The organism is Amycolatopsis sp. NPDC003865, assembly GCF_053605345.1.
The window spans coordinates 187,883-210,032 of the sequence record NZ_JBSGJA010000014.1 but is presented as its reverse complement, the minus strand read 5'-3'; the positions used below and the strand labels follow the sequence as shown (position 1 = coordinate 210,032).

22 protein-coding genes and 1 riboswitch are annotated in these 22,150 nt (G+C 72.4%); of the genes, 14 read left to right on the top strand and 8 right to left on the bottom strand.

Features of this window, described 5'->3' with window-relative positions; translation table 11 throughout:
- Positions 1-189 precede the first annotated feature (189 nt).
- From ACWEVP_RS30745 to ACWEVP_RS30735, 3 genes are read left to right on the top strand one after another with little or no spacing between them, the layout of a single operon-like run.
- Positions 190-1,341: an exonuclease SbcCD subunit D gene (locus tag ACWEVP_RS30745; protein ID WP_452066044.1), complete on the top strand. Its 1,152-nt coding sequence runs from the start codon at positions 190-192 to the stop codon at positions 1,339-1,341.
- Positions 1,338-4,289, top strand: a complete 2,952-nt coding sequence (locus ACWEVP_RS30740) for an AAA family ATPase (RefSeq protein WP_452066043.1) — start codon at positions 1,338-1,340, stop codon at positions 4,287-4,289. The genes ACWEVP_RS30745 and ACWEVP_RS30740 overlap by 4 nt, the downstream gene beginning before the upstream one ends.
- Positions 4,290-4,310: 21 nt before the next feature.
- Entirely contained in the window at positions 4,311-4,502 is a 192-nt protein-coding gene (locus ACWEVP_RS30735) for a DUF1737 domain-containing protein (RefSeq protein ID WP_452066042.1), read from the top strand.
- Here the strand turns inward: ACWEVP_RS30735 and ACWEVP_RS30730 are convergent.
- On the bottom strand, positions 4,499-5,881 hold the full coding sequence (locus tag ACWEVP_RS30730) for a bifunctional transcriptional activator/DNA repair enzyme AdaA (protein WP_452066041.1): 1,383 nt from the start codon (positions 5,879-5,881) through the stop codon (positions 4,499-4,501). The genes ACWEVP_RS30735 and ACWEVP_RS30730 overlap by 4 nt on opposite strands.
- 102 nt (positions 5,882-5,983) lie before the next feature.
- Between ACWEVP_RS30730 and ychF the strand changes: the two genes are divergently transcribed.
- The 3 genes from ychF to ACWEVP_RS30715 are packed head-to-tail and all read left to right on the top strand — an operon-like array spanning position 5,984 to position 8,173.
- On the top strand, positions 5,984-7,066 hold the full coding sequence (ychF, locus tag ACWEVP_RS30725; protein WP_004558846.1) for a redox-regulated ATPase YchF: 1,083 nt from the start codon (positions 5,984-5,986) through the stop codon (positions 7,064-7,066).
- 49 nt (positions 7,067-7,115) lie between these two features.
- Positions 7,116-7,706 (top strand): ArsR family transcriptional regulator, encoded by a 591-nt coding sequence (locus ACWEVP_RS30720; RefSeq protein ID WP_452066040.1) that lies wholly within the window; start codon positions 7,116-7,118, stop codon positions 7,704-7,706.
- Positions 7,706-8,173 (top strand): hypothetical protein, encoded by a 468-nt coding sequence (locus tag ACWEVP_RS30715; protein ID WP_436393416.1) that lies wholly within the window; start codon positions 7,706-7,708, stop codon positions 8,171-8,173. The genes ACWEVP_RS30720 and ACWEVP_RS30715 overlap by 1 nt, the downstream gene beginning before the upstream one ends.
- Before the next feature lie 212 nt (positions 8,174-8,385).
- Here the strand turns inward: ACWEVP_RS30715 and ACWEVP_RS30710 are convergent, their stop codons facing one another.
- On the bottom strand, positions 8,386-8,514 hold the full coding sequence (locus ACWEVP_RS30710) for a hypothetical protein (RefSeq protein ID WP_451968128.1): 129 nt from the start codon (positions 8,512-8,514) through the stop codon (positions 8,386-8,388).
- 76 nt (positions 8,515-8,590) lie between these two features.
- Entirely contained in the window at positions 8,591-8,875 is a 285-nt protein-coding gene (locus tag ACWEVP_RS30705; protein WP_452066039.1) for a 4a-hydroxytetrahydrobiopterin dehydratase, read from the bottom strand.
- A 32-nt stretch (positions 8,876-8,907) separates the two neighbouring features.
- Positions 8,908-9,015, top strand: a riboswitch (TPP riboswitch).
- Between the two features lie 21 nt (positions 9,016-9,036).
- Between ACWEVP_RS30705 and ACWEVP_RS30700 the strand changes: the two genes are divergently transcribed.
- The 3 genes from ACWEVP_RS30700 to ACWEVP_RS30690 all read left to right on the top strand — a co-directional run bounded on the left by ACWEVP_RS30700 (position 9,037) and on the right by ACWEVP_RS30690 (position 12,760).
- On the top strand, positions 9,037-10,089 hold the full coding sequence (locus ACWEVP_RS30700; protein WP_452066038.1) for a thiamine ABC transporter substrate-binding protein: 1,053 nt from the start codon (positions 9,037-9,039) through the stop codon (positions 10,087-10,089).
- 107 nt (positions 10,090-10,196) lie between these two features.
- Positions 10,197-11,753, top strand: a complete 1,557-nt coding sequence (locus tag ACWEVP_RS30695; RefSeq protein ID WP_452066096.1) for an ABC transporter permease — start codon at positions 10,197-10,199, stop codon at positions 11,751-11,753.
- Complete coding sequence (locus ACWEVP_RS30690) at positions 11,753-12,760, top strand: ABC transporter ATP-binding protein (RefSeq protein WP_452066037.1); 1,008 nt, start codon at positions 11,753-11,755, stop codon at positions 12,758-12,760. The genes ACWEVP_RS30695 and ACWEVP_RS30690 overlap by 1 nt, the downstream gene beginning before the upstream one ends.
- 19 nt (positions 12,761-12,779) lie before the next feature.
- On the opposite strand, the gene ACWEVP_RS30685 is transcribed toward ACWEVP_RS30690, so the two are convergent.
- The 3 genes from ACWEVP_RS30685 to ACWEVP_RS30675 are packed head-to-tail and all read right to left on the bottom strand — an operon-like array spanning position 12,780 to position 15,717.
- A complete protein-coding gene (locus ACWEVP_RS30685) occupies positions 12,780-13,652 on the bottom strand; it encodes an ABC transporter permease (RefSeq protein ID WP_452066036.1) in 873 nt (290 codons plus the stop codon).
- Complete coding sequence (locus tag ACWEVP_RS30680) at positions 13,649-14,623, bottom strand: ABC transporter ATP-binding protein (protein ID WP_452066035.1); 975 nt, start codon at positions 14,621-14,623, stop codon at positions 13,649-13,651. The genes ACWEVP_RS30685 and ACWEVP_RS30680 overlap by 4 nt, the downstream gene beginning before the upstream one ends.
- On the bottom strand, positions 14,620-15,717 hold the full coding sequence (locus tag ACWEVP_RS30675) for a LolA family protein (RefSeq protein WP_452066034.1): 1,098 nt from the start codon (positions 15,715-15,717) through the stop codon (positions 14,620-14,622). The genes ACWEVP_RS30680 and ACWEVP_RS30675 overlap by 4 nt, the downstream gene beginning before the upstream one ends.
- Before the next feature lie 148 nt (positions 15,718-15,865).
- Here ACWEVP_RS30675 and ACWEVP_RS30670 point away from each other — a divergent pair, with 148 nt between their 5' ends.
- The 3 genes from ACWEVP_RS30670 to ACWEVP_RS30660 are packed head-to-tail and all read left to right on the top strand — an operon-like array spanning position 15,866 to position 18,320.
- Positions 15,866-16,582, top strand: a complete 717-nt coding sequence (locus ACWEVP_RS30670; protein ID WP_285476454.1) for a response regulator transcription factor — start codon at positions 15,866-15,868, stop codon at positions 16,580-16,582.
- Positions 16,579-17,919, top strand: a complete 1,341-nt coding sequence (locus ACWEVP_RS30665) for a sensor histidine kinase (RefSeq protein ID WP_452066033.1) — start codon at positions 16,579-16,581, stop codon at positions 17,917-17,919. The genes ACWEVP_RS30670 and ACWEVP_RS30665 overlap by 4 nt, the downstream gene beginning before the upstream one ends.
- Before the next feature lie 11 nt (positions 17,920-17,930).
- Positions 17,931-18,320 (top strand): (deoxy)nucleoside triphosphate pyrophosphohydrolase, encoded by a 390-nt coding sequence (locus ACWEVP_RS30660; RefSeq protein ID WP_452066032.1) that lies wholly within the window; start codon positions 17,931-17,933, stop codon positions 18,318-18,320.
- Here the strand turns inward: ACWEVP_RS30660 and trpS are convergent.
- On the bottom strand, positions 18,313-19,278 hold the full coding sequence (gene trpS, locus ACWEVP_RS30655; RefSeq protein ID WP_452066031.1) for a tryptophan--tRNA ligase: 966 nt from the start codon (positions 19,276-19,278) through the stop codon (positions 18,313-18,315). The two genes, ACWEVP_RS30660 and trpS, sit on opposite strands and share 8 nt — an antisense overlap.
- A gap of 180 nt (positions 19,279-19,458) precedes the next feature.
- Between trpS and ACWEVP_RS30650 the strand changes: the two genes are divergently transcribed.
- Entirely contained in the window at positions 19,459-19,758 is a 300-nt protein-coding gene (locus ACWEVP_RS30650; protein WP_086677642.1) for a YciI family protein, read from the top strand.
- On the opposite strand, the gene ACWEVP_RS30645 is transcribed toward ACWEVP_RS30650, so the two are convergent.
- Positions 19,755-19,904, bottom strand: a complete 150-nt coding sequence (locus tag ACWEVP_RS30645; protein ID WP_452066030.1) for a hypothetical protein — start codon at positions 19,902-19,904, stop codon at positions 19,755-19,757. The genes ACWEVP_RS30650 and ACWEVP_RS30645 overlap by 4 nt on opposite strands.
- A gap of 194 nt (positions 19,905-20,098) precedes the next feature.
- Between ACWEVP_RS30645 and typA the strand changes: the two genes are divergently transcribed.
- Positions 20,099-22,024, top strand: coding sequence for a translational GTPase TypA (gene typA / locus ACWEVP_RS30640; RefSeq protein WP_364453303.1), 1,926 nt, complete (start codon positions 20,099-20,101; stop codon positions 22,022-22,024).
- Positions 22,025-22,150: the final 126 nt, after the last annotated feature.

The following is a 22,150-nucleotide window of genomic DNA, read 5'->3' as shown; positions in this document are numbered from 1 at the left end:
GCAGACATCATGGCGGACCCCACCGACAAAAACCGCGCCCGATCCGTCGCTCTGGGTAGCTGACCTGCGAACAAATCGAATCCACGCAGGGCGTGTCCGGTCCGGCACGCTCGTGTTAGTACACACGTTCGAGTGAGGAGTCGGCGAGCCTGCGCCTTTTCGTCGGGGCCGGGTCGTACCTTGGCCCCCGTGAGATTCCTGCACACCTCCGACTGGCACGTCGGCCGCACCTTCCACGGTGCCGACCTGCTCGCGGAACAAGAAGCGGTGCTCGGGCACCTCGCCGACCTCGTGGCCGGTGAGGCGATCGACGCCGTCCTGGTGGCAGGCGACATCTACGACCGCGCGGTGCCGTCGGCCGAGGCCGTCCGGGTGGCCACCGCCGCGGTCGCGCGGATCCGCGCGGCGGGCGCGCAACTCGTTGTCACGCCGGGGAACCACGACTCCGCGCCGCGGCTCGGCGCGTTCGCGGAGTTCGCCGCGGCGGGCGGGCTGCACCTGCGCACCACCGTCGGCGGGCTGGCCGAGCCGGTGCTCCTCGAAGACGACCACGGCCCGGTCGCCGTCTACGGAATCCCTTACCTGGAGCCGGAACCGGCGCGCCACGCGCTGGGCGTGCCGGAGGCGCGCGGCCACACCGGCGTGCTCACCGAGGCCATGCGCCGGATCCGCGCGGATCTCGAAGCCCGGCCCGGGGTCCGCTCGGTCGTGCTGGCGCACGCGTTCGTCACCGGCGGGGAGCCTGCCGATTCCGAGCGCACGATCGCGGTCGGCGGTGTCGAGCAGGTGCCCGGCTCGGTCTTCGACGGCGTCGACTACGTGGCGCTCGGCCATCTCCACGGGCCACAGACGCTCGCCGAGCACCTGCGGTATTCCGGCAGCCCGCTGGCGTACTCGTTTTCCGAAGCGCGGCAACGCAAATCGGTCTGGCTGGTCGACTTCGACGCGGGCGGGCTCGGCGACGTCCGCCGGCACGAGCTGCCGGTACCGAGAGCGCTCGCCACCCTGCGCGGCGAACTCGAAGAGCTGCTGGTGGCGCCGGAACACGACCGGTTCCTCGACCACTTCCTGTCGGTCACGGTCACCGACCCGGTCCGCCCGGTGGACGCGATGCGGCGGCTGCGCGAGCGGTTCCCGTTCGCGGTGCACCTGGAGTGGGAACCCGAAGGCGGGTACAGCGGTGCCCCGCTGCGGTACTCCGACGCCGTCCGCGGCCGGTCGGACATCGAGGTCTCGCGCAGCTTCCTCGACGACTGCCGCGGTGCGCCGCCCACCAAGAGCGAAGAACAGCTCCTGTTCCGGGCCCTCGAGGCGGCCGACCGGGGGGCACTCGCGAAATGAGGCTGCACAGGCTGGAGGTCGAAGCCTTCGGGCCGTACTGCGCCCGCGAAGTGGTCGACTTCGACGTGCTCGGCGCCGACGGTCTCTTCCTCCTGCACGGCGAAACCGGCGCGGGCAAGACCACGTTGCTCGACGCGATCGCGTTCGCCCTGTTCGGCGTGGTTCCCGGGGCGCGCAACGAGGCCAAGCGGCTGCGCTGCGACCTGGCCGAGCCCGACCAGGTCACCGAGGTCGCGCTGGAGCTGACCGTGCAGGGCCACCGGCTGAAGATTCTGCGCAACCCGGAGTACCAGCGGCCCAAGCGGCGCGGCGAGGGCACGACGACCCAGCAGGCGAAGGTGTCGCTGAGCTGGGTCGGCGCCGCGCCCGCCGGGTTGCCGCCGGAGGGCCTGATCCGGATCGAGGAGGTCGCGCGCACCGTCGAGCGGCTGCTCGGGATGACCGCGGCCCAGTTCTTCCAGGTGGTGCTGCTGCCGCAGGGCGAGTTCGCGCGGTTCCTGCGGTCCGACACCGCCGAGCGCGAGAAGCTGCTGGAGAGGCTGTTCGGCACCGAACGCTTCGCCGACGTCGAACGCTGGTTCGCCGACCTGCGGGCCGAGCGCGGCCGGGCACTCGAGCAGCGGCAAGGGAAAGTGCGCGAGCTGCTGGCCCGGTACGCGCAGGAAGCCCAGGAGGACCCGCCCGAGAACGACGTCGCGGAGTGGGTCGACGCCGTGCTGGCGGCGTCCGCCGACCGCGTCGGGCAGGTCACCGCGGAGGAGCTGCGAGCGCGGTCGGCCGCCCAGCGCGCCGATGTCTACCTGCAGGAGGAACGGTCCGGCGCGGAGAAGATCCGCCGGGTCCGCACGGCGCACCTGCGGCTGGTCGAGATCACCGAGCAGGCGCCGCAACGCGCCGAGTGGGCGCGGGAGGTCGCGGCCGCGCGGCGGGCGGCCGGGGTCGCGATGGAGGCGGACCTGCTGGACCGGCGGACCGCGGAACTGACCGAAGCCGAGCAGGCGGAGAAGGAGCGCGGCGCCCGCCTGCGGGAGTACGGCACGCGGGCGACCGGCGACCTCAAGGCACGGGCCGCCACCGCCCGGGAGGAAGCCGGCGCCGTCGCGGAACTCGTCGCCGAGGCCGAGCAGCAGCAGCTCGACGTCATGCGGCGGGACGACCGGAAGCTGGCCGCCGTCACGGCACAGCAACAGGCCGAAGCGCTGACCACCGAGCTGGCCGCCATCCCGGGGCAGCTGGCCAAGCTGCGGGCGGACGCCCTCGCGGCGGCCGAAGCCGAGGCGAAGCTCGACGGCGCGCGCGCCAGGGTGGACGAGCTGCGGGGGTTCGCGCGTGACGCCGCGGAACTCCCCGAAGCGCAGGCGAAAGTCGCGCGAGGCGAAGCGAAACTGCGCGAGGTCGTCGACGCGCACCAGGCGGCCCGGCAACGGCGGCTCGATCTGCGCGAGCGGCGGCTCGATGGGATGGCGGCCGAGCTGGCCGCCGCGCTGCCGGCCGGCGCGCCCTGCCCGGTCTGCGGTTCGGCCGAGCACCCGGCGCCGGCGAACCGGGACGCCGAACTGGTCGACCCGGCCGAGGAACGCGCCGCCGAGGAAGCCGAGCAGGCGGCGGACGCGGTGCGGCAGCGGGTGGTCGTTGCGCTGGAAGAGGCGAAGGCGCGGCTGGCCGGGCTGCTCGAACGGCTGGCCGGGCGCACGGCCGAGTCGATCACGGCGGAGCTGGCGGAAGCCCGGTCCGCGGTCGCCGGCCTGACCGAACGAGCCGCCGCGAAGGCGAAGCTCGGCGAGCAGGTCGTCCTCCTGGAACGCGATCTGGAGGTGCGGACCGAACGTCGCCGCCAGGCCGAACAGGCGGCGACCGAGGCCACGACCGACGTCCGGGCCATCGAGGAACGGCTGGCCGAGCGCGAACGCCGGCTCGTCGCCGGGCGGGGCGAGTTCGCGGACGTCACGGCCCGGCGGGAGCACCTGGTCGGGCTGGCGGAGGCGCTGGAAGGGGTCGCCGAGGCGCGGACGGCCGTCGCGGGCGCCCGGGAGCGCGTCGCCCAGCAGCGCGCGCTGGTCGAGGCCGCGGTCAAGGCGAAGGGGTTCACGTCGCTGAAGAAGGCGCGGGCCGCGATGCTGCCGGACGAGCAGATCGACAAGCTGGAACAGGGCATCGCCGAGGCCGAAGCCGCCGCGGCCGGAGCGCGGGCACTGCTGTCCGAGCCGGATCTGTTCGGGATCTCGCCGGACGACGTCGCGGACGTCGACCGCGCGGCCGACGCGGCCCAGCTGGCGCGGGCAAGGGCCGACTCCGCGTACGCGGCGCTTCGGGTGGCGACCGCCCAGCACGAAGAGCTGACGCGGCTGGCCGTCTTGCTGCGCGAAGCGCTTGCCGGCCTCGCCCCGGCCGAAGCGGCGTATGCGGAGCTACGTGCGCTCGCGGACGTCGTCAACGGACGCGGGCAGAACAGCCGGAAGATGTCGTTGCGCTCGTACGTGCTGGCGGCGCGGCTCGAAGAGGTGGCGGTCGCCGCCACCCACCGGCTGCGCACGATGAGCCAGGGGCGGTACTCGTTCGTGCACTCGGACGCGGCCGGGGCGCGCGGCACCCGCGGCGGGCTGGGCATCGACGTGCTGGACGACTACTCGGGCACGATCCGCCCGGCGAAGACGCTGTCCGGGGGCGAGTCGTTCCTGGCGTCGCTGGCCCTGGCGCTCGGGCTGGCCGACGTGGTGGCGGGCGAGACGGGCGGCGCGCTGCTGGACACGCTGTTCGTCGACGAAGGGTTCGGCACGCTGGACGCCGAAACCCTCGACGTGGTGATGAACATCCTCGACGAGCTCCGCGCGGGCGGCCGGGTGGTCGGCCTGGTGTCCCACGTGGAGGAACTGCGGCAGCGCATCCCGACGAGGCTGCGGGTCCGGAAGTCCCGCACGGGCTCGACAGTGGAGGTGCGCGCCGGTTGACGATGCGGACAAGATGAAGCCATGACGGACCAACCGCCGAACGGCCTGCCCCGCTACCGCCTGCTGACCGGCCCGGACGACGCGAAGTTCTGCCACCGGGTCAGCGAGGCGCTCGAGCTGGGCTACCGGCTCCACGGCTCGCCGGCGGCGACGTTCGACGGCAACCAGGTGATCGTCGCGCAGGCGCTCCTCTGGCACGGCGAGCAAGGCTAAGCAGCGGCGCGCCGGAGGTACATCCCGGCGTAGGAACACCACGGCGTCCAGGCGCGGGCCCGTTCGCCGAGCGAATCCGGCGGGATGCCCAGCACCTCGGCACCGCGGCGGACACCCGCGTCGTCGGCCAGCAGCACGTCCGGGGCGCCGAGGACTCGCATCACCACGTGGTCCGCGGTCGGCAGGTCGACGTACGCCAGCAGCTCCGCCCGCAGTTCCGCCGCGTCCCGGCCGACGTGCACGTCCAGCCGGCCCTCCGCCAGCGCGAGGACCCCGGCGTGGCCCGGCACGGCCGCGGCGACCTGGGCCGCCGTCGGGAACAGCTGCCTCACACCCCACTCGCCCGGCACCTCCTCGCCGGGCGGCAGCGCAACGTCGGGCAACGCCCGCAGCAGCAGCTCCTCGCCGTCCACCGCGCCCGGCACCCGGATCCCCGGCACGGCCGCCACCACCGGGGCCAGCACCGGGTCGGCGCCGAGCACCCGGGTGACCGCCGCCGGGTCGGCGTCCAGGTCGAGCACCCGGCGCACCCGGCTGACCGCGCTGCCGAGGTCGCGCAGGTCGGTGAGCAGCAGCTCGCAGCGCACATGGTCGGACGAGGGCGTCAGCCGGACGACGCCGGTGCCGTGCGCGAGCCGCAGCGTCCGGGCGTAAGACTCCGAGGTGACTTCCTCGACCCCCGGAACCGCATGCGCCGCGAAGAAGCGAAGCAGCCCGAGAGCGTCGAAAGGCGGCCTCAACGGCAACCGGAGACTGAGCCGGGTTCCGCTCACGTCGTGCCGACGTCGTGACGCGGCGAAGGCGCGAAGCTGTGACGGGGTCGTCGCGAAGACTTCGCGGATCGTCTCGTTGAACTGCCGCACGCTGGAGAAGCCCGCCGCGAACGCGACGTCCGTCAGCGGCAGCCCCGACATCTCGATCAGCAGCCGCGCCGAGTGCGCGCGGTGCGCCCGGGCCAGCGCGAGCGGGCCCGCGCCCAGCTCGGCGGTGAGCACCCGGCCGAGCTGGCGTTCCGAATAGCCGAGCCGGCGCGCCAGGCCGGGGACGCCTTCACGCTCCACCGTCCCGTCGGAGATCAGCCGCATCGCCCGCGCGGCGAGGTCGGCGCGCACGTTCCAGTCCGGCGAGCCGGGCACCGCGTCGGGCAGGCAGCGGCGGCAGGCGCGGAAGCCGTTGGCCTGCGCGGCCGCCGACGTCGGGAAGAAGCGGACGTTGCGCTCCTTCGGTGTCGACGCCGGGCACGACGGCCGGCAGTAGATGCCGGTGGTGCGGACCGCCATGATGAACTGGCCGTCGAAGCGCGAATCGCGGGCGGTGACCACGCGGTAGCAGCGCTCGGCGTCGCGCCAGAGCGCCGGTGCCTCCGTCGATGTGACCATGGATCCGAGCATGCCAGCAGGTCAGAGCCGTCGCTGGCAAGAATCCGACGCCGCGTTGGGCGCGTGGGCCCCGGCCGGGCGGCCCACGTAGACTGCGGGATCGTGAGTCTCACCCTCGGTATCGTCGGCCTGCCCAACGTCGGCAAGTCCACCCTGTTCAACGCGCTGACCCGCAACGACGTGCTCGCCGCGAACTACCCGTTCGCCACGATCGAGCCGAACGTCGGCGTCGTGCCGCTGCCGGACCCCCGGCTGGACAAGCTGGCCGAGCTGTACAAGTCGGAGAAGACCGTCCCCGCCGTGGTGTCCTTTGTGGACATCGCGGGCATCGTGAAGGGCGCGTCCGAGGGTGCCGGGCTGGGCAACAAGTTCCTCGCGAACATCCGCGAGGCCAACGCGATCTGCCAGGTCATCCGCGTGTTCGACGACCCCGACGTGGTGCACGTCGACGGCCGGATCGACCCGTCGAGCGACATCGAGACGATCAACACCGAGCTGATCCTCGCCGACCTGCAGACCCTGGACAAGGCGCTGCCGCGGCTGGAGAAGGAAGCGCGGACGAAGAAGGAGAACAAGCCCGCGCTCGACAACGCGCAGAAGGCGAAGGAGATCCTCGACGCCGGGCGCACGCTCTTCCAGGCGCAGAAGGAAGTCGACTTCGACGCGCTGCGCGAGCTGAGCCTGCTGACGACGAAGCCGTTCCTGTACGTCTTCAACGCCGACGAGTCGGTGCTCACCGACGAGGCCCGCCGCGAGGAGCTGACCAAGCTGGTCGCGCCGGCGGACGCGGTGTTCCTCGACGCGAAGGTCGAGGCGGAGCTGCTCGAGCTGGACGACGAGGAGTCGGTGCGCGAGCTGCTCGAGTCGGTGGGCCAGCCGGAGCCGGGGCTGTACTCGCTGGCCCGCGCGGGCTTCCACACCCTCGGGCTGCAGACGTACCTGACGGCGGGCCCGAAGGAGTCCCGCGCCTGGACGATCCCCCAGGGCGCGACGGCCCCCCAGGCGGCGGGCGTGATCCACACGGACTTCGAGCGCGGCTTCATCAAGGCGGAGATCGTCTCCTACGACGACCTGATGGAGGCGGGCACGATGGCCGCGGCCCGGGCGGCGGGCAAGGTCCGCATGGAGGGCAAGGACTACGTCATGGCCGACGGCGACGTGGTCGAGTTTCGCTTCAACGTCTGAGTCGGCTACTGGTTGTTACTTTCATTGGACGCAGGATATGCTGCGTCCAATGAAAGCTTCGCCGAGCTTGCTGCCCCTGCTGCGTTCGCGCCTGCAGGGCGAGCTGCTCGCGCTGGTCCTGCTGCACCCGGAGCGCGAGTACAGCATCACCGAGCTCGCCGAGTCGTTCGGCGTCTCGGCGACGACCGTGCTGCGCGAAGCCGAGCGGCTCGTCGGTGGCGGCATCCTGGAAGACCGGCGGGTGGGCCGGAGCCGGCTCGTCAAAGCCCGCACCGACACCCCGCTCTACCGCCCGCTGAGCGACGTCATCGCGGTCACGTTCGGGCCGATGTCCCTGCTCGCCGAAGCCCTGGCCGGGCTGGCGGGCGTGCGCGAGGCCTACATCTACGGGTCCTGGGCCGCGCGCTACAGCGGCGAACCAGGGCCGCCGCCCGGTGACGTCGACGTCCTCGTCGTCGGTTCGCCCGATCCGGACGAGCTCTTCGACCGGGCCGAGCGCGTGTCGCGGCGGCTGGGCCGCGAGGTCAACGTGCACCGGATTTCGCCCGAGGCGTGGGCGACCGCGGACACGGCGGATCCGTTCCTCACCAGCGTTCGCGACCGTCCGCTGGCCCGGCTGAACCTCGACCAGGAGTCCTGATGCCCCAGTGGAACCAAGGGCGGGAGCGGATCGACGCCTTCATCGCGCGCGGTGCCATCGAGCACGTTCCCGCGTCGCGGGAGGCCGCCGAGGCCGAACTGGTCCGGGCCCGCACCCACCTAGCTTCGGCGCGGCAGCTGCAGGACACGGATCCGGAAGGCGCCTACACGCTGGCCTACGACAGCGCTCGCCGGGCACTGGCGGCCGTCCTGCAGAACCAGGGCCTGCGGGTGACGAGCCGGGGTGGGCACGTGACCGTCTACGAGGCGGTCCTCGCCCAGCTGGATCCGCCGCTGGGGCCGGTCTTGCGGCCCTTCAACCGGATGCGGGCCCGGCGCAACGAAGTCGCCTACCGGTCTTCCGAGGCTCCGTCGATGACCGCCGAGGACGTCGCGGCCGACGTGCCGAAGGTGCTCGCGCTCATCGAGGTGGCCGAAAAAGCCATTCCGAACATGCCGCGTTACTGAGCGGCGGGGAGCCGGCCCGGCCCGGAAGCCAGGCCGGCGGCCGGCTCAGCCGAGCAGGCCCATCAGGGCGATCGCGATCAGCACCACCGCGGGGGCGAGGGCGTTGATCCAGGCGCGCTGGGCGGGGGTGAGAGCGGCGGTGCTGTTCATGGCGTTTCCTAGGGCCGAAATCGATGCTTCCGCCCTGCTCAGCGCGCTGATCATGTCCTTCGTTAGCGGCTGTGATCGAATTCACCGGCATCCGGGTGACGACGTCCCCGCGCGGTGAACCAGAGCACGCCGCCCGCCGCTGCCACCATCGCCGCGAATGCCGCCGTACCGACCACGATCGCCTGGGTCATGCCATCCCTCCGTTAGCAGAAGCCGTTTACCGAGAGACGTCGAACCCGCGAGAAAGTGCACTCTGAGTAACCGAGATCACACCGAGCCGAGCACCGAGTCGATCTGCGCCGCCAGGTCGAAGTCCTTCGCCGTCAGGCCGCCCGCCGAATGGGTCGAGAGCCGGAACGTCAGCGTGCGCCAGCGGATGTCGATGTCCGGGTGGTGGTCGGCCGCTTCGGCCAGCACCGCGACGCGGTCCACCACCTCGATCGCCTGCGGGAAGCTCGCCAGCTCGGCCTCGCGCGAGATCACCGCGCCGGACCGCGTCCAGCCGGCGCCCAGCCGTTCGTCGGCCTCGGCGTCGCTCAAGATTTCCGTCATGCCTCCATGGTCGTACGTCCTGGACTACGCTGCACGGTTGCCACGGGAGTCCGGTCAGCCGGGCTGAGAGGCGGGTCACCCCGCGACCGTTCGCACCTGACCGGATCATGCCGGCGAAGGGAGGGCTTCCCCTCCTCGTCCGGCGAAGTGCAGGAGGGTAGATGAAACACAGGGCTGTTCGCGCCGCGACGGCCGTCGTCGCCGTCAGCGTCGTCGCCGCGGGGTGCTCGCTGTCCGACGGTGACGGTGGCACGCAGCAGACGCCCACCGTCACCCTCGTGACGCACGACTCCTTCCTGGCACCGCAGGAGGTGCTCGACGCCTTCCAGAAGCAGTCGGGCATCAAGATCTCCGTGCTCAAGCAGGGCGACGCCGGTTCGCTGACCAACAAGCTCGTGCTGACCAAGGCCAACCCGATCGGCGACGTCGCGTACGGCGTCGACTCGACCTTCGCCTCCCGCGCCCTGCAGGAGGGCGTCTTCGAGCCCTACACCAGCCCGGAGGCCGACCGCGGGCCGCAGCGCTACGCCGTCGACCCCGAGCACCGGCTCTCCGCGGTCGACGTCGGCGACGTCTGCGTCAACGTCGACACGAACTACTTCACGAGCAAGGGCATCCCGGCGCCGGAGTCCTACGACGACCTCGCCGACCCGAAGTACAAGGACCTGCTGGTCGCCGAGGACCCGGCGACGGCCTCGCCCGGGCTGGCGTTCCTCCTCGGCACCATCGCGAAGTACGGCGAAGCCGGCTGGAAGGACTACTGGACGAAGCTGAAGGCCAACGGGCTCAAGGTCGTCAGCGGCTGGGAAGAGGCCTACACCAAGGACTTCTCCGGCTCGTCCGGCAAGGGACCGCGCCCGATCGTCGTCTCGTACGCGTCTTCGCCCGCCGCCGAGGTCGGCGACGACGGCAAGCCGCGCACCAAGGCACTGCTCGACACCTGCTACCGGCAGGTGGAGTACGCCGGCGTGCTGGCGAACGGCAAGCAGACCGAGAGCGCGCGCAAGGTCGTCGACTTCCTGCTGTCGCAGCAGTTCCAGGCGACGGTCGCGGCGAACATGTACGTGTACCCGGCGCGCCAGGGTGTCGACCTGCCGGCGGGCTGGGCGCAGGTCGCGCCGCTGCCGCAGAAGCCGCAGTCGCTCACGGCGGACCAGGTGCAGGCCGGGCGCGAGAAGTGGATCGGCGAATGGCGCACGCTCGTGCAGCAGTGACATCCGAGGCTCCGCCTCGGGCCGGGGGCTTCGCCACCCGGAGCCCCCAAAAGAAAGCCGTAACCCCGCCGAGTACAACCCGCGGCTTCGGCCTGGCCCTGCTCGGCCTGGCCCCGATCGGCTTCCTGGTCGTCTTCTTCGCCTGGCCGGTGCTGGCGATCATCGGCCGGGGGTTCGCCGCGGGCGGGCTCGACGTCGTCCTCGGCGACGCGCGGACCTGGCAGCTGGCCGGGTTCACCGTCGCCAGCGCGGCCGCGTCGACCGTGGTCGCGGTGGTCGCCGGGCTGCCGGTGGCGTTCCTGCTCGCGCGGGTGCGGCTGCCCGGTGTCGGCCTCGCGCGGACGCTCGTGCTGGTGCCGTTCGTGCTGCCGACCGTCGTCGTCGGCCTGGCGTTCCGGGCGCTCTGGCCGGACGGCGGCGTGCTGCCGATCGTGCTGGCCAACGCGTTCTTCAACGTCGCCGTCGTCGCGCGGACCGTCGCCGGGCTGTGGGCGCGGCTCGACTCCCGGACGACCGACGCCGCCCGCGCGCTCGGCGCGTCGCCGTGGCGCGCGTTCCGCTCGGTGACGCTGCCCGCGCTGGCGCCGGCGATCGCGTCCGCCGCGGCCGTCGTGTTCCTGTTCTGCGCCACCAGTTTCGGCGTCGTCCTGATCCTGGGCGGGGCGCGCTACCGGACCCTGGAAACCGAGATCTACCTGCGGACGGTGGACCTCCTGGATCTTTCGGGCGCGGCGGCGCTTTCCCTGATCCAGTTCGCGGCCGTGGTCGCCGCGCTGGTGCTCGGCGGCCTGGCGCGCCGGCGCAGGGACGGCGCGCGGATCGGGGCCGGCGGGCCACGGCGGCCGCGGGGCGGCGAATGGTGGGTCGCCGGCGCCGCGGGGGTCGTCCTGGCGTTGCTCGTGACGCCGATCGTCGCGCTGCTCGCCGAATCGGTGTCCACTGAGGACGGCTGGAGCCTGGCCGGGTACCGCGCGCTGAGCGGGACCGGCGAGAAGGGCGCACTCCAGGTGTCCGGCTGGGACGCCGCGGTGAACTCGCTGAAGGTGGCGATCGACGCGACGCTGCTCGCGATGGTCGTCGGCGTGCTCGCGTCCGTCGTGCTGGTGGCGCTGCGCCGCTCGCCCGCGAAAGCCGCGCGGGGGCTCGGCGAGACCATGGACGCCGTCCTGATGCTGCCGCTCGGCGTGTCCGCGGTGACGGTCGGGTTCGGCTACCTGGTGACGCTCGACGCGCTGCCCGGCGACCTCCGGACGTCGCCCTACCTCGTGCCGCTCGCGCAGGCGCTGGTGATCATCCCGCTGATCGTGCGGATAGTGCTGCCGGTGCTGCGCTCGGTCGACGTCCGGTTGCGGCAGGCCGCGTCGACCCTCGGCGCGAGCCCGCTGCGCGTGTGGCGGGAGATCGACCTGCCGCTGGCGCTGCGGCCGCTGGTCGCGGCCGCGGGCTTCGGGTTCGTCGTCGCGCTCGGCGAGTTCGGCGCGACGAGCTTCCTCGCCCGGCCGACCGCGCCGACGCTGCCGGTCGCGATCGCGTCCCTGATGGGCCGCCCGGGGGAGCTGAACAACCAGATGGCGTACGCCGCGTGCGCGCTGCTGATGCTCGTGACGGTGCTGGCGGTCGCGCTGATCGACCGGCTCGGGCGCGGCCGGGTGGGGGAGTTCTGATGGCGCTGTCGGTGCGGGACCTGACTGTCCACTACGGAGACTTCGCGGCCGTCCGCGACGTCCGGCTGGACATCGCCGACGGCGAAGTGCTGGCGCTGCTCGGCCCGTCGGGCTCGGGGAAGTCGACGCTGCTGCGCGCGATCACCGGGCTGGAGCCGTCGGCGCGCGGCACGGTGAGCTGGGACGGCGACGACCTCGGCGCGGTCCCGGTGCACAAACGCGGCTTCGGCCTGGTGTTCCAGGACGGCCAGCTGTTCACCCACCGGGACGTCGCGGCGAACATCGCGTTCGGCCTGCGGATGCACGGTGTGCCGCGGGCGCAGTGGGCCCCGCGCGTCGCCGAGCTGCTGGAACTGGTCGGCCTGGCGGGTTTCGAGAAGCGGCGGGTGACGGAGCTGTCCGGCGGGCAGGCCCAGCGAGTGGCGTTGGCGCGCGCGTTGGCGCCGAAGCCGCGGTTGCTGCTGCTGGACGAGCCACTGTCCGGTTTGGACGCGGGGTTGCGCGAGCAGCTGGCGATCGACCTGGCGGACCTGTTGCGGCGCAGCAAGATCACGGCACTGCTGGTGACGCACGACCAGGAAGAGGCGTTCACGCTGGCCGACCGGGTCGCGGTGCTCGACGCGGGCGAAGTGCGCCAGGAGGGCGCGGTCCGGCGGGTGTGGCGCAACCCGGCGGACGACGACGTGGCCCGCTTCCTGGGGGTGACGACGTTCGTGGCGGGTACCGCGGCCGGCGGCGTCGCGCACACGGCGCTGGGCGACGTCGTCTTGCCGGAGGTGAAGGACGGCCCGGTGCGGCTGGGATTGCGGCCGCACGCGCTGCGGGTGGCGGCCGAAGGGGTGCCGGGCGAGGTCGTGGCGGCCGTGCACCGCCGGGAGCACGTGCGGCTCGTCGTGAAACTCGAGGAGTCCACTGTGGACGCGGTCGCCCCGGCGGCGTCGGACCTTCGGGCCGGTGACGCGGTGAAGCTGGAGTTCGACCCGGACGGCGTCGCGCTGGTCGGCTGACGCCGTCCGGGAAGAACCCTCAGCCGTCGCGGGTGGACAGCCGGGCGTAGGCCAGCGACAGCCCGATCACGATGTAGCACGCCGCGCGCAGCGCGCCTTCGCCCAGCAGCTGCCCGCCCATCGGGTCCTGCAGCACCTCCGCCGGGGCCATCGACCAGTTCTGCGTCAGCAGGAACGGGTGCAGCCAGTCCAGCGACGTCAGGAACCCGAGGATCGTGAACACGATGTCGCCCGCCAGCACCGACGCCACCACCAGCATCGGGTGCTCCGTCCAGCTGGAGATCGCCAGCGCCACCGCGCCGACCGCCCACAGCTGCAGCACCACCCAGCCCGCCACCAGCAGGATGCGGGCCAGCGCGCCGCCCAGGGACAGCGTCGTGCCCGACAGCGTGAACAGCGAATCCGTCCCGTTGATGATCAGGCCGGTCACCACGCCCGTCACGCACATCGCCAGCACCGAGACCACCGACACCGTCGCGACGCCGAACGCCTTGACCGCCAGCAGGCGGCCTCGCCCGACCGGGGCGATCAGCCAGCCGCGCAGGGTTCCGTGCGCCGTCTCGCCCGCGATCGCGTCCGCGCCCGCCATCGCCGACGCCAAGGGCAGCAGCAACGCCAGGGACATCACGATCGCCGCGATCGGCAGCACGAACGCGTTGTTCACCGCGGACGCCAGCAGCGCTCCGTCGGGGTTCGGGCCACCGGCGTCGGGCGTCCCGCTGACCAGCGTCAGGCCGATGCCGATCACCACCGGGATCAGCGCCAGCAGCCCCAGCACGGCCAGCGTGCGCGGCCGCCGGAAGATCCAGCGCAGTTCCGCGGCCAGCAGCCGCGGCAACGGCACCGTGTCGTGCCCCGTGCGGGCCGCCGGTGCCTCGAGGACCGCTGTCATTCCGCCCCCTCCGTCAGCCGCGCGAACAGGTCTTCGAGCCCGGTGCGGGCCCGCGTCGCCTCGTGGACCGCGACCCCCGCGCCCACCAGGACCTGCAGCACGCGCGGTGCCTCGGTCGCCGTCAGGTCCGCGCGGACGCCGTCCGGGGTCAGCCGGACGCCGATCCGCTGCTCCCGCAGCACCTCCACCGCCTGCTCCGCGTCCGGCGTGCGGACCAGCAGCGCCGCGTTGCCGGACTCCAGCAGCTCGGCCAGCTCGCCCTGCGCGACGACGTTGCCGGCCTGCAGCACGGCCACGTGCGTGCACGTCGCCTCCACCTCGGCCAGCAGGTGCGACGACACCAGCACCGTGACGCCGGCCGCGTGCAGCTCGGCCACGATCCTGCGGATCTCCCTGGTACCCGCAGGATCGAGGCCGTTGGTCGGCTCGTCGAGCACGACCATCTTCCGCGGCACGAGCAACGCCGAAGCGAGCCCGAGCCGCTGCTTCATGCCGAGCGAATAGCCCTTGTAGCGGCGCCGCGCCGCGCCGGTCAGCCCGACGCGCTCCAGCGCGGCGTCCACCGCCGCCGGGATCCCCGCCGACGTCAGCCGCGGTTCCGCCGCGGCGAAGCGCAGCAGGTTGTCGCGCCCGGACAGGAACGGGTGGAAGCCCGGCCCCTCGACCAGCGCGCCGACGTCCGGCAGCGCGTGCGCCGCCGCGTCCGGCATCGGCCGGCCGAGCAGCTCGACCTCGCCCTCGGTCGGCCGGACCAGGCCGAGCAGCATCCGGATGGTGGTCGTCTTGCCCGAGCCGTTCGGCCCGAGCATCCCGACGACCGCGCCCTCCGGGATGTCGAGGTCGACGTGGTCGACCGCGACGGTGCTGCCGTAGACCTTGCGCAACCCCCGCGTGCGCGCGGCCAGCGGGACCGCCGGGGCGGACGCCTCCGAAGAGACGTCCGCCCCGGACTCGATGGCCGTGCTGGTCACTTCTGACCCAGCGCTTCGTACAGGACCTGCTCCGGCACCGCGCCGGCGGCGAAGCGGCCGTCGTCGGTCAGCACCGCGCTGCCCACCTTCGTGGTGACGAGGTAGCCGCTGCCCCACGCACCGTTGACCTTCTTGGCGAACCGCTCGAGCAGCGCCTTCGGGTCGGCGTTGCCGCCCCGGCCTTCACGGCCGGACTGCTGCTTCGGCGCCGCGTTCAGCGCGTCCGCCGGGACCTTGCCGGTGACGACGGTGTCCCAGCCGTCACCGACGATCTTGGTGTCCTGCTTGGCCTGCTCGGCCAGGTCCTTGTGCTCCTGGTCGACCGTCGGCGTCTTCTCCTGCACCTTGGCGCCCTTCGGCGGGGTGAAGGTGAAGAGGTCGGCCGGCTGCTGCGTGAACTGGATCTCGCTGAAGGCGACCTCGAGCGCCGGCGTCGACGTGCCGTTGCTCAGCACCGACACCCGCAGCGGCATCCGCGTCTGCGAGTCGACCGCGACGCGGATCTCGCGCAGCAGCGTCCGCTCGCTCGGCTTCGGCGTCAGGACCAGCTCGTAGGCCGGGCGGTCGGCGACGGTGGCGGTGCCGTCGACCGACACCGTGCTGCTCTCGCGGACCTTCGCCAGCAGCTCGGTCGACGCCGCGACCGGGTCGGCCAGCTTCTCGCTGCCCGCGCCCTTCTGCTTGGCCACGTCGGCCGGGATGGTCACCTTCGTCGCGGTGTTCGTCTTGGAGCTGTAGTCCCAGACCGTCGTGCCGTCGTGGACCACGGTCTCCTGGCTCGCGCCCTGCGTGGCGGCCAGGCGGCTCTTGCCGGCGCCGTCGCTGAAGATGTGCGCCGAGTCGATGTTCAGCGCCGACGCCCCCGGCAGCGCGCTCCCCACCGACGGCAGCCCCAGGTCGTTGCTGATCTTCACCGTGCCGTCGAACGCGCCCGGCTTGGCCGTCATGACCGACTGCACCAGGTCCTCGGCGCTCACCTGCGGCAGCGCCGGCTTGTCGTCGGCGCTGGCCGGCATCGCGATGAACGCGAGCCCGCCCGCACCGAGCGCGGTGCCGACGACCGCGGCGGTGATGCCCTTCGTCTTCGGTTTCATGCGTCTCTCCCTGTGGTGTTCCCGGGCTCGAGTGTGCCCGGCTTCCCGGCACCGACGCTTCCCTCTCGAGACTGAGATACCCCTGAAGGTTCTCCCTCTCCGGCTGAGATCGTGCTGAGAGCTGACGCACGACCTGCGGAAACCGGCCATGATGAACCTCGTGAAACCTCGGGTGCTGGTGGTCGACGACGAACCGGGCGTGCGGAAAGCACTGCAACGCGGGCTGCGGGCGGAGGACATGGACGTGGTCACCGCCGCGGACGGCCCCACCGGCCTGCAGCTGGCGAGCACGGGCTCGTTCGACGTCATCCTGCTCGACATCATGCTGCCGGGCCTGTCCGGCTACCGCGTGCTGGAGCGCCTGCGCAAGGACGGCGTGATGACGCCGGTGCTGCTCGTCTCGGCCAAGGACGGCGAGATCGACCAGGCCGACGGCCTGGACCTCGGCGCCGACGGCTACCTCGTCAAGCCGTTCTCCTTCGTCGTGCTGGTCGCGCAGGTCCGCGCGACCCTGCGCCGCGCCGGGCCGGAAGCGGGCCGCGGCACGCTGCGGCTGGGCGCGCTGGAGGTCGACCGCGGGCTGCGGCAGGTGCACTGGAACGGCGAAGAGGTCGGGCTCAGCCCGCGCGAGTTCGCGCTGCTCGAGGTGCTCGTCGGTCGCGCCGGCACGGTCGTCACGAAGGACGAGCTGCTGCGCGCGGTCTGGGGCGAGGAGCAGGCCGTCACCCGCAACCTCGTCGAGGTGTACGTCGGATACGTGCGACGCAAGCTGGACGCCGTCGGCGCGGGCGCGCTGCTGCGGACCGTGCGCGGGCACGGCTACCTGGCCTCCGACGCGCAGCTCGACGAGGTCATCACCCCGTGAACTCCTGGTGGCGGGGCCGGTCCCTGCAGGTCCGGATCACCCTGCTGGCCGCGACGATCACCCTGGCCTGCCTGCTCGGGCTGGCCGCGCTGGCCGCGTCGAACCTCTCCCCGCTGCTCATCGGCTCGGTCGACCGCGAGCTTTCGGCCGCGCTCGGCCCGGCGAGCGCGGAGGTGAGCGCGGGCCGCCCGCTGTCCGGCGCGGCGCCGGTGACGCTGCGGGTGCTCGACATCGCGGGCACGCCGGTCGACGGCGGCAATCCGACCGGTCTCGCGTCGCCCGACATCTCGACGCTCAAGGCGGGGCAGCCGGTGCAGCGCGACGGGGCGCGGTTCCTGGGCACGGTCGTCAGCGCGCCCGACGGGTCGCAGCGGCTGGTCGTCGCCGGGGCCGGGCTGGTCGGGTTCTCCGCGGCGGTGCACTACGGCGGGGTGTGGCTGGTGGTCGTCGCGTCGGTGGGGGCGCTGGTCGCCGGGTTCGCGACGTGGCTGGTGGTGCGGCTGTCACTGCGGCCGGTCGCGCGCATGCGGGGTTCGGTGCGCGCGCTGCCGCCGGGGGCGAGGCTGGCGCTGCCGGACTCGCACGACGAGCTGCGCGCGCTGGCGGAGGAGTTCAACGCGCTGCTGGAGCGGCAGGAGCAGGCGAGCGACCGGCTCCGGCGGTTCACCGGCGACGCGGCGCACGAACTGCGGTCGCCGGTCGCGTCGATCCGCGTGCAGGCCGAGGTCGCGGTGACCAACCCGGATCCCGAGCTGGCCCAGGAGACGCTGTCGGACATCCTGACCGAGGCCGAACGGCTGTCGTCGCTGCTGGACGGGCTGTTGTCACTGGCCCGTTCGGACGCGGGGGAGGTGCCCGCGGCGGAGCCGGTCGAGCTGGTCAGCGAGGTGCGTGCGGCGGTCGCGCGGCTGCCGGCGGGGGCGCCGGAGACGCGGGTGAGCAACGCGGTCGCGCAGGCCTGGGCGTCGGCGGCGCACGCCGAGGTGGAGCTGGTGCTGGACAACCTGCTGCGCAACGCGTGCCGCTACGCGCGCGGGGAGATCGTGGTGTCGGTGCTGGCGTCGCGGTCGTCGGTCCGGGTGGTGGTCGACGACGACGGCCCGGGCATCGCGCCGGAGCACCGCGAGAAGGTGTTCGACCGGTTCTACCGGATCGCCGACGACCGGGCCCGGTCCTCCGGCGGGACGGGTCTGGGGCTGGCGATGGTGGCGGAGACGGTCCGGCGCCGCGGGGGCCGGGTCCAGGTGGGCGAGTCCCCGGACGGCGGCGCGCGGTTCGTCGTCGTCTGGCGCGCGGACGGCGGCGGCGAGACGGCCCGCCGCGGGGCTTCCGGGTAGATTCCGGGGCTGTGAACGGTGTGATCGTGGGTGCCGCCCTGGTGCGGGACGGCAAGCTGCTCGCCCAGCAGCGGGCCTGGCCGCCGAAGCACACCGGGCAGTGGGAACTGCCCGGTGGCCGGGTCGAGGACGGCGAGTCCGAAGCCTTCGCACTGGCCCGCGAGTGCAGCGAGGAGCTCGACGTCGTCATCGAGGTCGGCGAGCGCGTCGGGGAAGACGTCCCGCTGCCCGGCGAGAAGGTCCTGCGCATCTACGCCGCGACGCTGGTTTCGCCCGGCGAGGAGCCGCGGGCCGTCGAGCACACCGCCGTGCGGTGGCTCGGGCCCGACGACCTCGACGACGTCGACTGGCTGCCCGCCGACCGGATCCTGCTCCCGGCCCTGCGCGCGCTCCTCAGTTAGCCCCGATCATCCGCAGGGCCGCGTCGAGCCGGTGGGAGCCGCGCTCGCGAGCCCGCTCCGCGCCCGCCTTGCGGACCCGGTCCAGCTCCGCGACGTCCTCCAGCAGCGTCACCGCCCGCGAACGCAGCGGGCGCAGCTCCTCGATCACCGCGTCCGCGACCGCGTCCTTCACCGCTCCGTACGAGGTGAACTCCTCGGCCAGGTCGGCAGGCGAGCCGCCCCGGCACGCGGCCAGGATCTCCAGCAGGTTCGCCATCCCGGGCCGGGTGTCCGGCGCGTGCACCGGCACCGTCCCGCCGTCGGTGACGGCACGGCGGATCTTGCGGCGGATCTGGTCGGGCTCGTCCAGCGCGAACACCACGCCCGCCGCGTCCCGCGCCGACTTCGACATCTTGCGCGTCGGGTCGGCCAGGTCCTTCACCCGCGCGCCCGCCGGCGGCAGCACCGCCCGCGGGATGGTGAACACGTCGCCGTACGTGCCGTTGAAGCGCTTGGCCAGCGTGCGCGTCAGCTCGACGTGCTGGCGCTGGTCCTCGCCGACCGGCACCTCGTCCGCGCCCTGCAGCAGGATGTCCGCGGCCATCAGCGCCGGGTACGTCAGCAGCGACAGCCGGACGCCCGCCTGTCCCTTCGACTTCTCCTTGAACTGGATCATGCGCGCGGCTTCGCCGTAGTTGCAGGTGCACTCCAGGACCCAGGTCAGCGCGCCCAGCTCGCGGGCCAGGTCGGATTGGACGAACACCCGCTCGGGATCGATGCCGGCGGCGATCAGCACCGCCAGCTGTTCGCGCGCCAGTGATCGGAGTTTCGCCGGGTTGTGCGGCGTCGTCATGCCGTGCAGGTCGGCGACGAAGTACAGGTCGTCCGCGCCGCCCTCGCGAGCCCAGCGGCGCACCGCGCCGAGGTAGTTGCCGAGGTGGACGTGGCCGGACGGGGTGATGCCGGACAGCTTGCTCATGGGATTCCCTCCGAGGTGGGGCCACCCCGGAGAAGGCACGAAAAAGGCCGCCCGTCCGGGGCGGCCGCTGGTGATCAGCGCAGGACTGGGACGGCCGCCGAGGGCGGCCACCAGCTGGACGTCTGCATGCGCATACGGCGAGCATAGGCGCGAAGCGGCGTGCGGGTCTACCGTCTAACCATGTATGTCGTCCTGCTGAACTACACAGCACCCATCGAGGAAATCGACTACGCGCTCCCGGACCACGCCGAGTGGCTGAACAAGCAGTACGAGCACGGCCACTTCCTGGCGTCGGGACGGCGGAACCCGCGCACCGGCGGCGTGATCATCACGCGCCCCATGTCCCGCGGGAAGCTGGACGCGATCCTGGCGTCCGACCCCTTCTGCGTGAAGCACCTGGCGCAGTACGAGGTGATCGAGTTCTCGCCGACCAAGACCGCCCCGGAGCTGCGCTTGCTCAACGAGGCGGTACCGCATTAGGCGGCCAGGTCTTCCTTCGCCCTCTTCAGAGCCAATACCGGGCACTTCTTGCAGCGCGGCTTCGACCGGCAGCACTTCTTCTTGACCTTGCCGGCCTTCATGAGCTTGCGCACGACCTTCCGCGGGTCTTTCGGCTTCTTGCCCACGCGCACGCACCTTCCGGATCGGCGACCTTCACCGGGTTTCCACGTTAGGTCAGCCTAACCGTCACGGGGGCGTGGGGCCGCTCACAATGGGGTGGCAGGTATCCTGGGTGAGGTCCGCGTGTGACCAGAGCCGGTCACGGGATGCCTGAACGGCTTGCGCGGCCACCCACCCCTTGAAGTTCAGGAGTTCTCGCGTGCCCGCAGCCAGCGCTACCGTCGAAACCGGCCGGCCGACCGGTAAGACCCGGCCCGACCTGCGCAACGTCGCGATCGTCGCCCACGTCGACCACGGCAAGACCACCCTCGTCGACGCGATGCTGCGCCAGTCCGGCGCCTTCGCCGAGCGCGCCGAGGTCGTCGACCGCGTCATGGACTCCGGGGAGCTGGAGCGCGAAAAGGGCATCACCATCCTCGCGAAGAACACCTCGATCCACCGCCAGACGCCCGAGGGCCAGGTGACGATCAACGTCATCGACACCCCCGGCCACGCCGACTTCGGCGGCGAGGTCGAGCGCGGCCTGGCCATGGTCGACGGCGTCGTGCTGCTGGTCGACGCGTCCGAGGGCCCGCTGCCGCAGACCCGGTTCGTGCTGCGCAAGACCCTCGAAGCCGGCCTGCCGGTGATCCTGCTGGTCAACAAGACCGACCGGCCGGACGCCCGGATCGCCGAGGTCGTCGAGGAGACCCACGACCTGCTGCTCGAGCTGGCCAGCGACATCGAGGACGCCGACCACGACGCGATCCTCGACCTCCCGGTCGTCTACGCCTCCGCGCGCGCCGGCAAGGCGAGCCTGGAGCAGCCCGCCGACGGGGAGATCCCCGAGAGCGAGAACCTCGACCCGCTGTTCGACACGCTGCTGCGCCACGTGCCGCCGCCGGCCGCCGACCTCGACGCGCCGCTGCAGGCGCTGGTCACCAACCTCGACGCGTCCAACTTCCTCGGCCGCATCGCGCTGATCCGCATCCACGCCGGCAAGCTGCGCAAGGGCCAGACCGTGGCCTGGATGCGCGAGGACGGCACGACGCAGAACGTCCGCATCTCCGAGCTGCTGGTCACCGAGGCGCTCACCCGCGTCCCGGCGACCGAGGCCAGCGCGGGCGAGCTCGTCGCCATCGCGGGCATCCCGGACATCACGATCGGCGACACGCTCGCCGACGTCGACAACCCGGTGGCGCTGCCCCGGATCACCGTCGACGAGCCCGCGATCTCGATGACCATCGGCGTCAACACCTCGCCGCTGGCGGGGCGCAACGGCGGCGACAAGGTCACCGCGCGCCTGGTCAAGGCCCGCCTGGACCAGGAGCTGATCGGTAACGTCTCGATCCGCGTCCTGCCGACCGAGCGCCCGGACACCTGGGAGGTCCAGGGCCGTGGCGAGCTGGCGCTGGCCATCCTGGTCGAGCAGATGCGCCGCGAGGGCTTCGAGCTGACCGTCGGCAAGCCGCAGGTGGTCCTGCGCACGATCGACGGCAAGCTGCACGAGCCGTTCGAGCGCCTCTACATCGACTCGCCGGAGGAGCACCTCGGCGCGATCACCCAGCTCCTGGCCGCCCGCAAGGGCCGCATGGAGGACATGAGCGGCAACGGCACCGGCCGGATCAAGCTGGAGTACGTGCTCCCGTCGCGCGGCCTGATCAGCTTCCGCACCGACTTCCTCACCGAGACCCGCGGCACCGGCATCGCGAACCACGTGTTCGAGGGCTACTTCCCGTGGGCGGGCGAGATCCGCACCCGCCACAGCGGCTCGCTGGTCGCCGACCGCACCGGCCCGGTCACCGCGTACGCGATGATCCAGCTGGCCGACCGCGGCACGTTCTTCGTCGAGCCGGGCGCCGAGGTGTACGAGGGCATGGTCGTGGGCGAGAACCCGCGCTTCGAGGACCTCGACATCAACATCACCAAGGAGAAGAAGCTGACGAACATGCGTCAGTCCTCCGCCGACGTGATGGAGACGCTGGCCCGGCCGCGCAAGATGGGCCTGGAAGAGGCGCTGGAGTTCTGCTCGGTCGACGAGTGCGTCGAAGTCGCGCCCGATGTCGTCCGCGTCCGGAAGGTGACTTTGGACGTCAATACCCGCGCGAAGGAGCGTTCGCGCGCGAAGAGCCGCGACAACGCCTGATCGGCGAATAGCGCAAAAACCTCCCGGCGTTCCGCGCCGGGAGGTTTTTGCGTTGCCCATCCGTCACCCTGGGTGGAGAATAGGCCGACGGGACGTCACGAATTCCGCCGTTCTTCTCCTTATATC

Coding starts and splice junctions, on each gene's coding strand:
- ACWEVP_RS30740 (WP_452066043.1), top strand. CDS start 1,338: ATGAGGCTGCACAGGCTGGAGGTCGAAGCCTTCGGGCCGTACTGCGCC.
- ACWEVP_RS30735 (WP_452066042.1), top strand. CDS start 4,311: ATGACGGACCAACCGCCGAACGGCCTGCCCCGCTACCGCCTGCTGACC.
- ACWEVP_RS30730 (WP_452066041.1), bottom strand. CDS start 5,881: ATGGTCACATCGACGGAGGCACCGGCGCTCTGGCGCGACGCCGAGCGC.
- ACWEVP_RS30720 (WP_452066040.1), top strand. CDS start 7,116: ATGAAAGCTTCGCCGAGCTTGCTGCCCCTGCTGCGTTCGCGCCTGCAG.
- ACWEVP_RS30715 (WP_436393416.1), top strand. CDS start 7,706: ATGCCCCAGTGGAACCAAGGGCGGGAGCGGATCGACGCCTTCATCGCG.
- ACWEVP_RS30710 (WP_451968128.1), bottom strand. CDS start 8,514: ATGACCCAGGCGATCGTGGTCGGTACGGCGGCATTCGCGGCGATGGTG.
- ACWEVP_RS30705 (WP_452066039.1), bottom strand. CDS start 8,875: ATGACGGAAATCTTGAGCGACGCCGAGGCCGACGAACGGCTGGGCGCC.
- ACWEVP_RS30700 (WP_452066038.1), top strand. CDS start 9,037: ATGAAACACAGGGCTGTTCGCGCCGCGACGGCCGTCGTCGCCGTCAGC.
- ACWEVP_RS30690 (WP_452066037.1), top strand. CDS start 11,753: ATGGCGCTGTCGGTGCGGGACCTGACTGTCCACTACGGAGACTTCGCG.
- ACWEVP_RS30685 (WP_452066036.1), bottom strand. CDS start 13,652: ATGACAGCGGTCCTCGAGGCACCGGCGGCCCGCACGGGGCACGACACG.
- ACWEVP_RS30675 (WP_452066034.1), bottom strand. CDS start 15,717: ATGAAACCGAAGACGAAGGGCATCACCGCCGCGGTCGTCGGCACCGCG.
- ACWEVP_RS30670 (WP_285476454.1), top strand. CDS start 15,866: ATGATGAACCTCGTGAAACCTCGGGTGCTGGTGGTCGACGACGAACCG.
- trpS (WP_452066031.1), bottom strand. CDS start 19,278: ATGAGCAAGCTGTCCGGCATCACCCCGTCCGGCCACGTCCACCTCGGC.
- ACWEVP_RS30650 (WP_086677642.1), top strand. CDS start 19,459: ATGTATGTCGTCCTGCTGAACTACACAGCACCCATCGAGGAAATCGAC.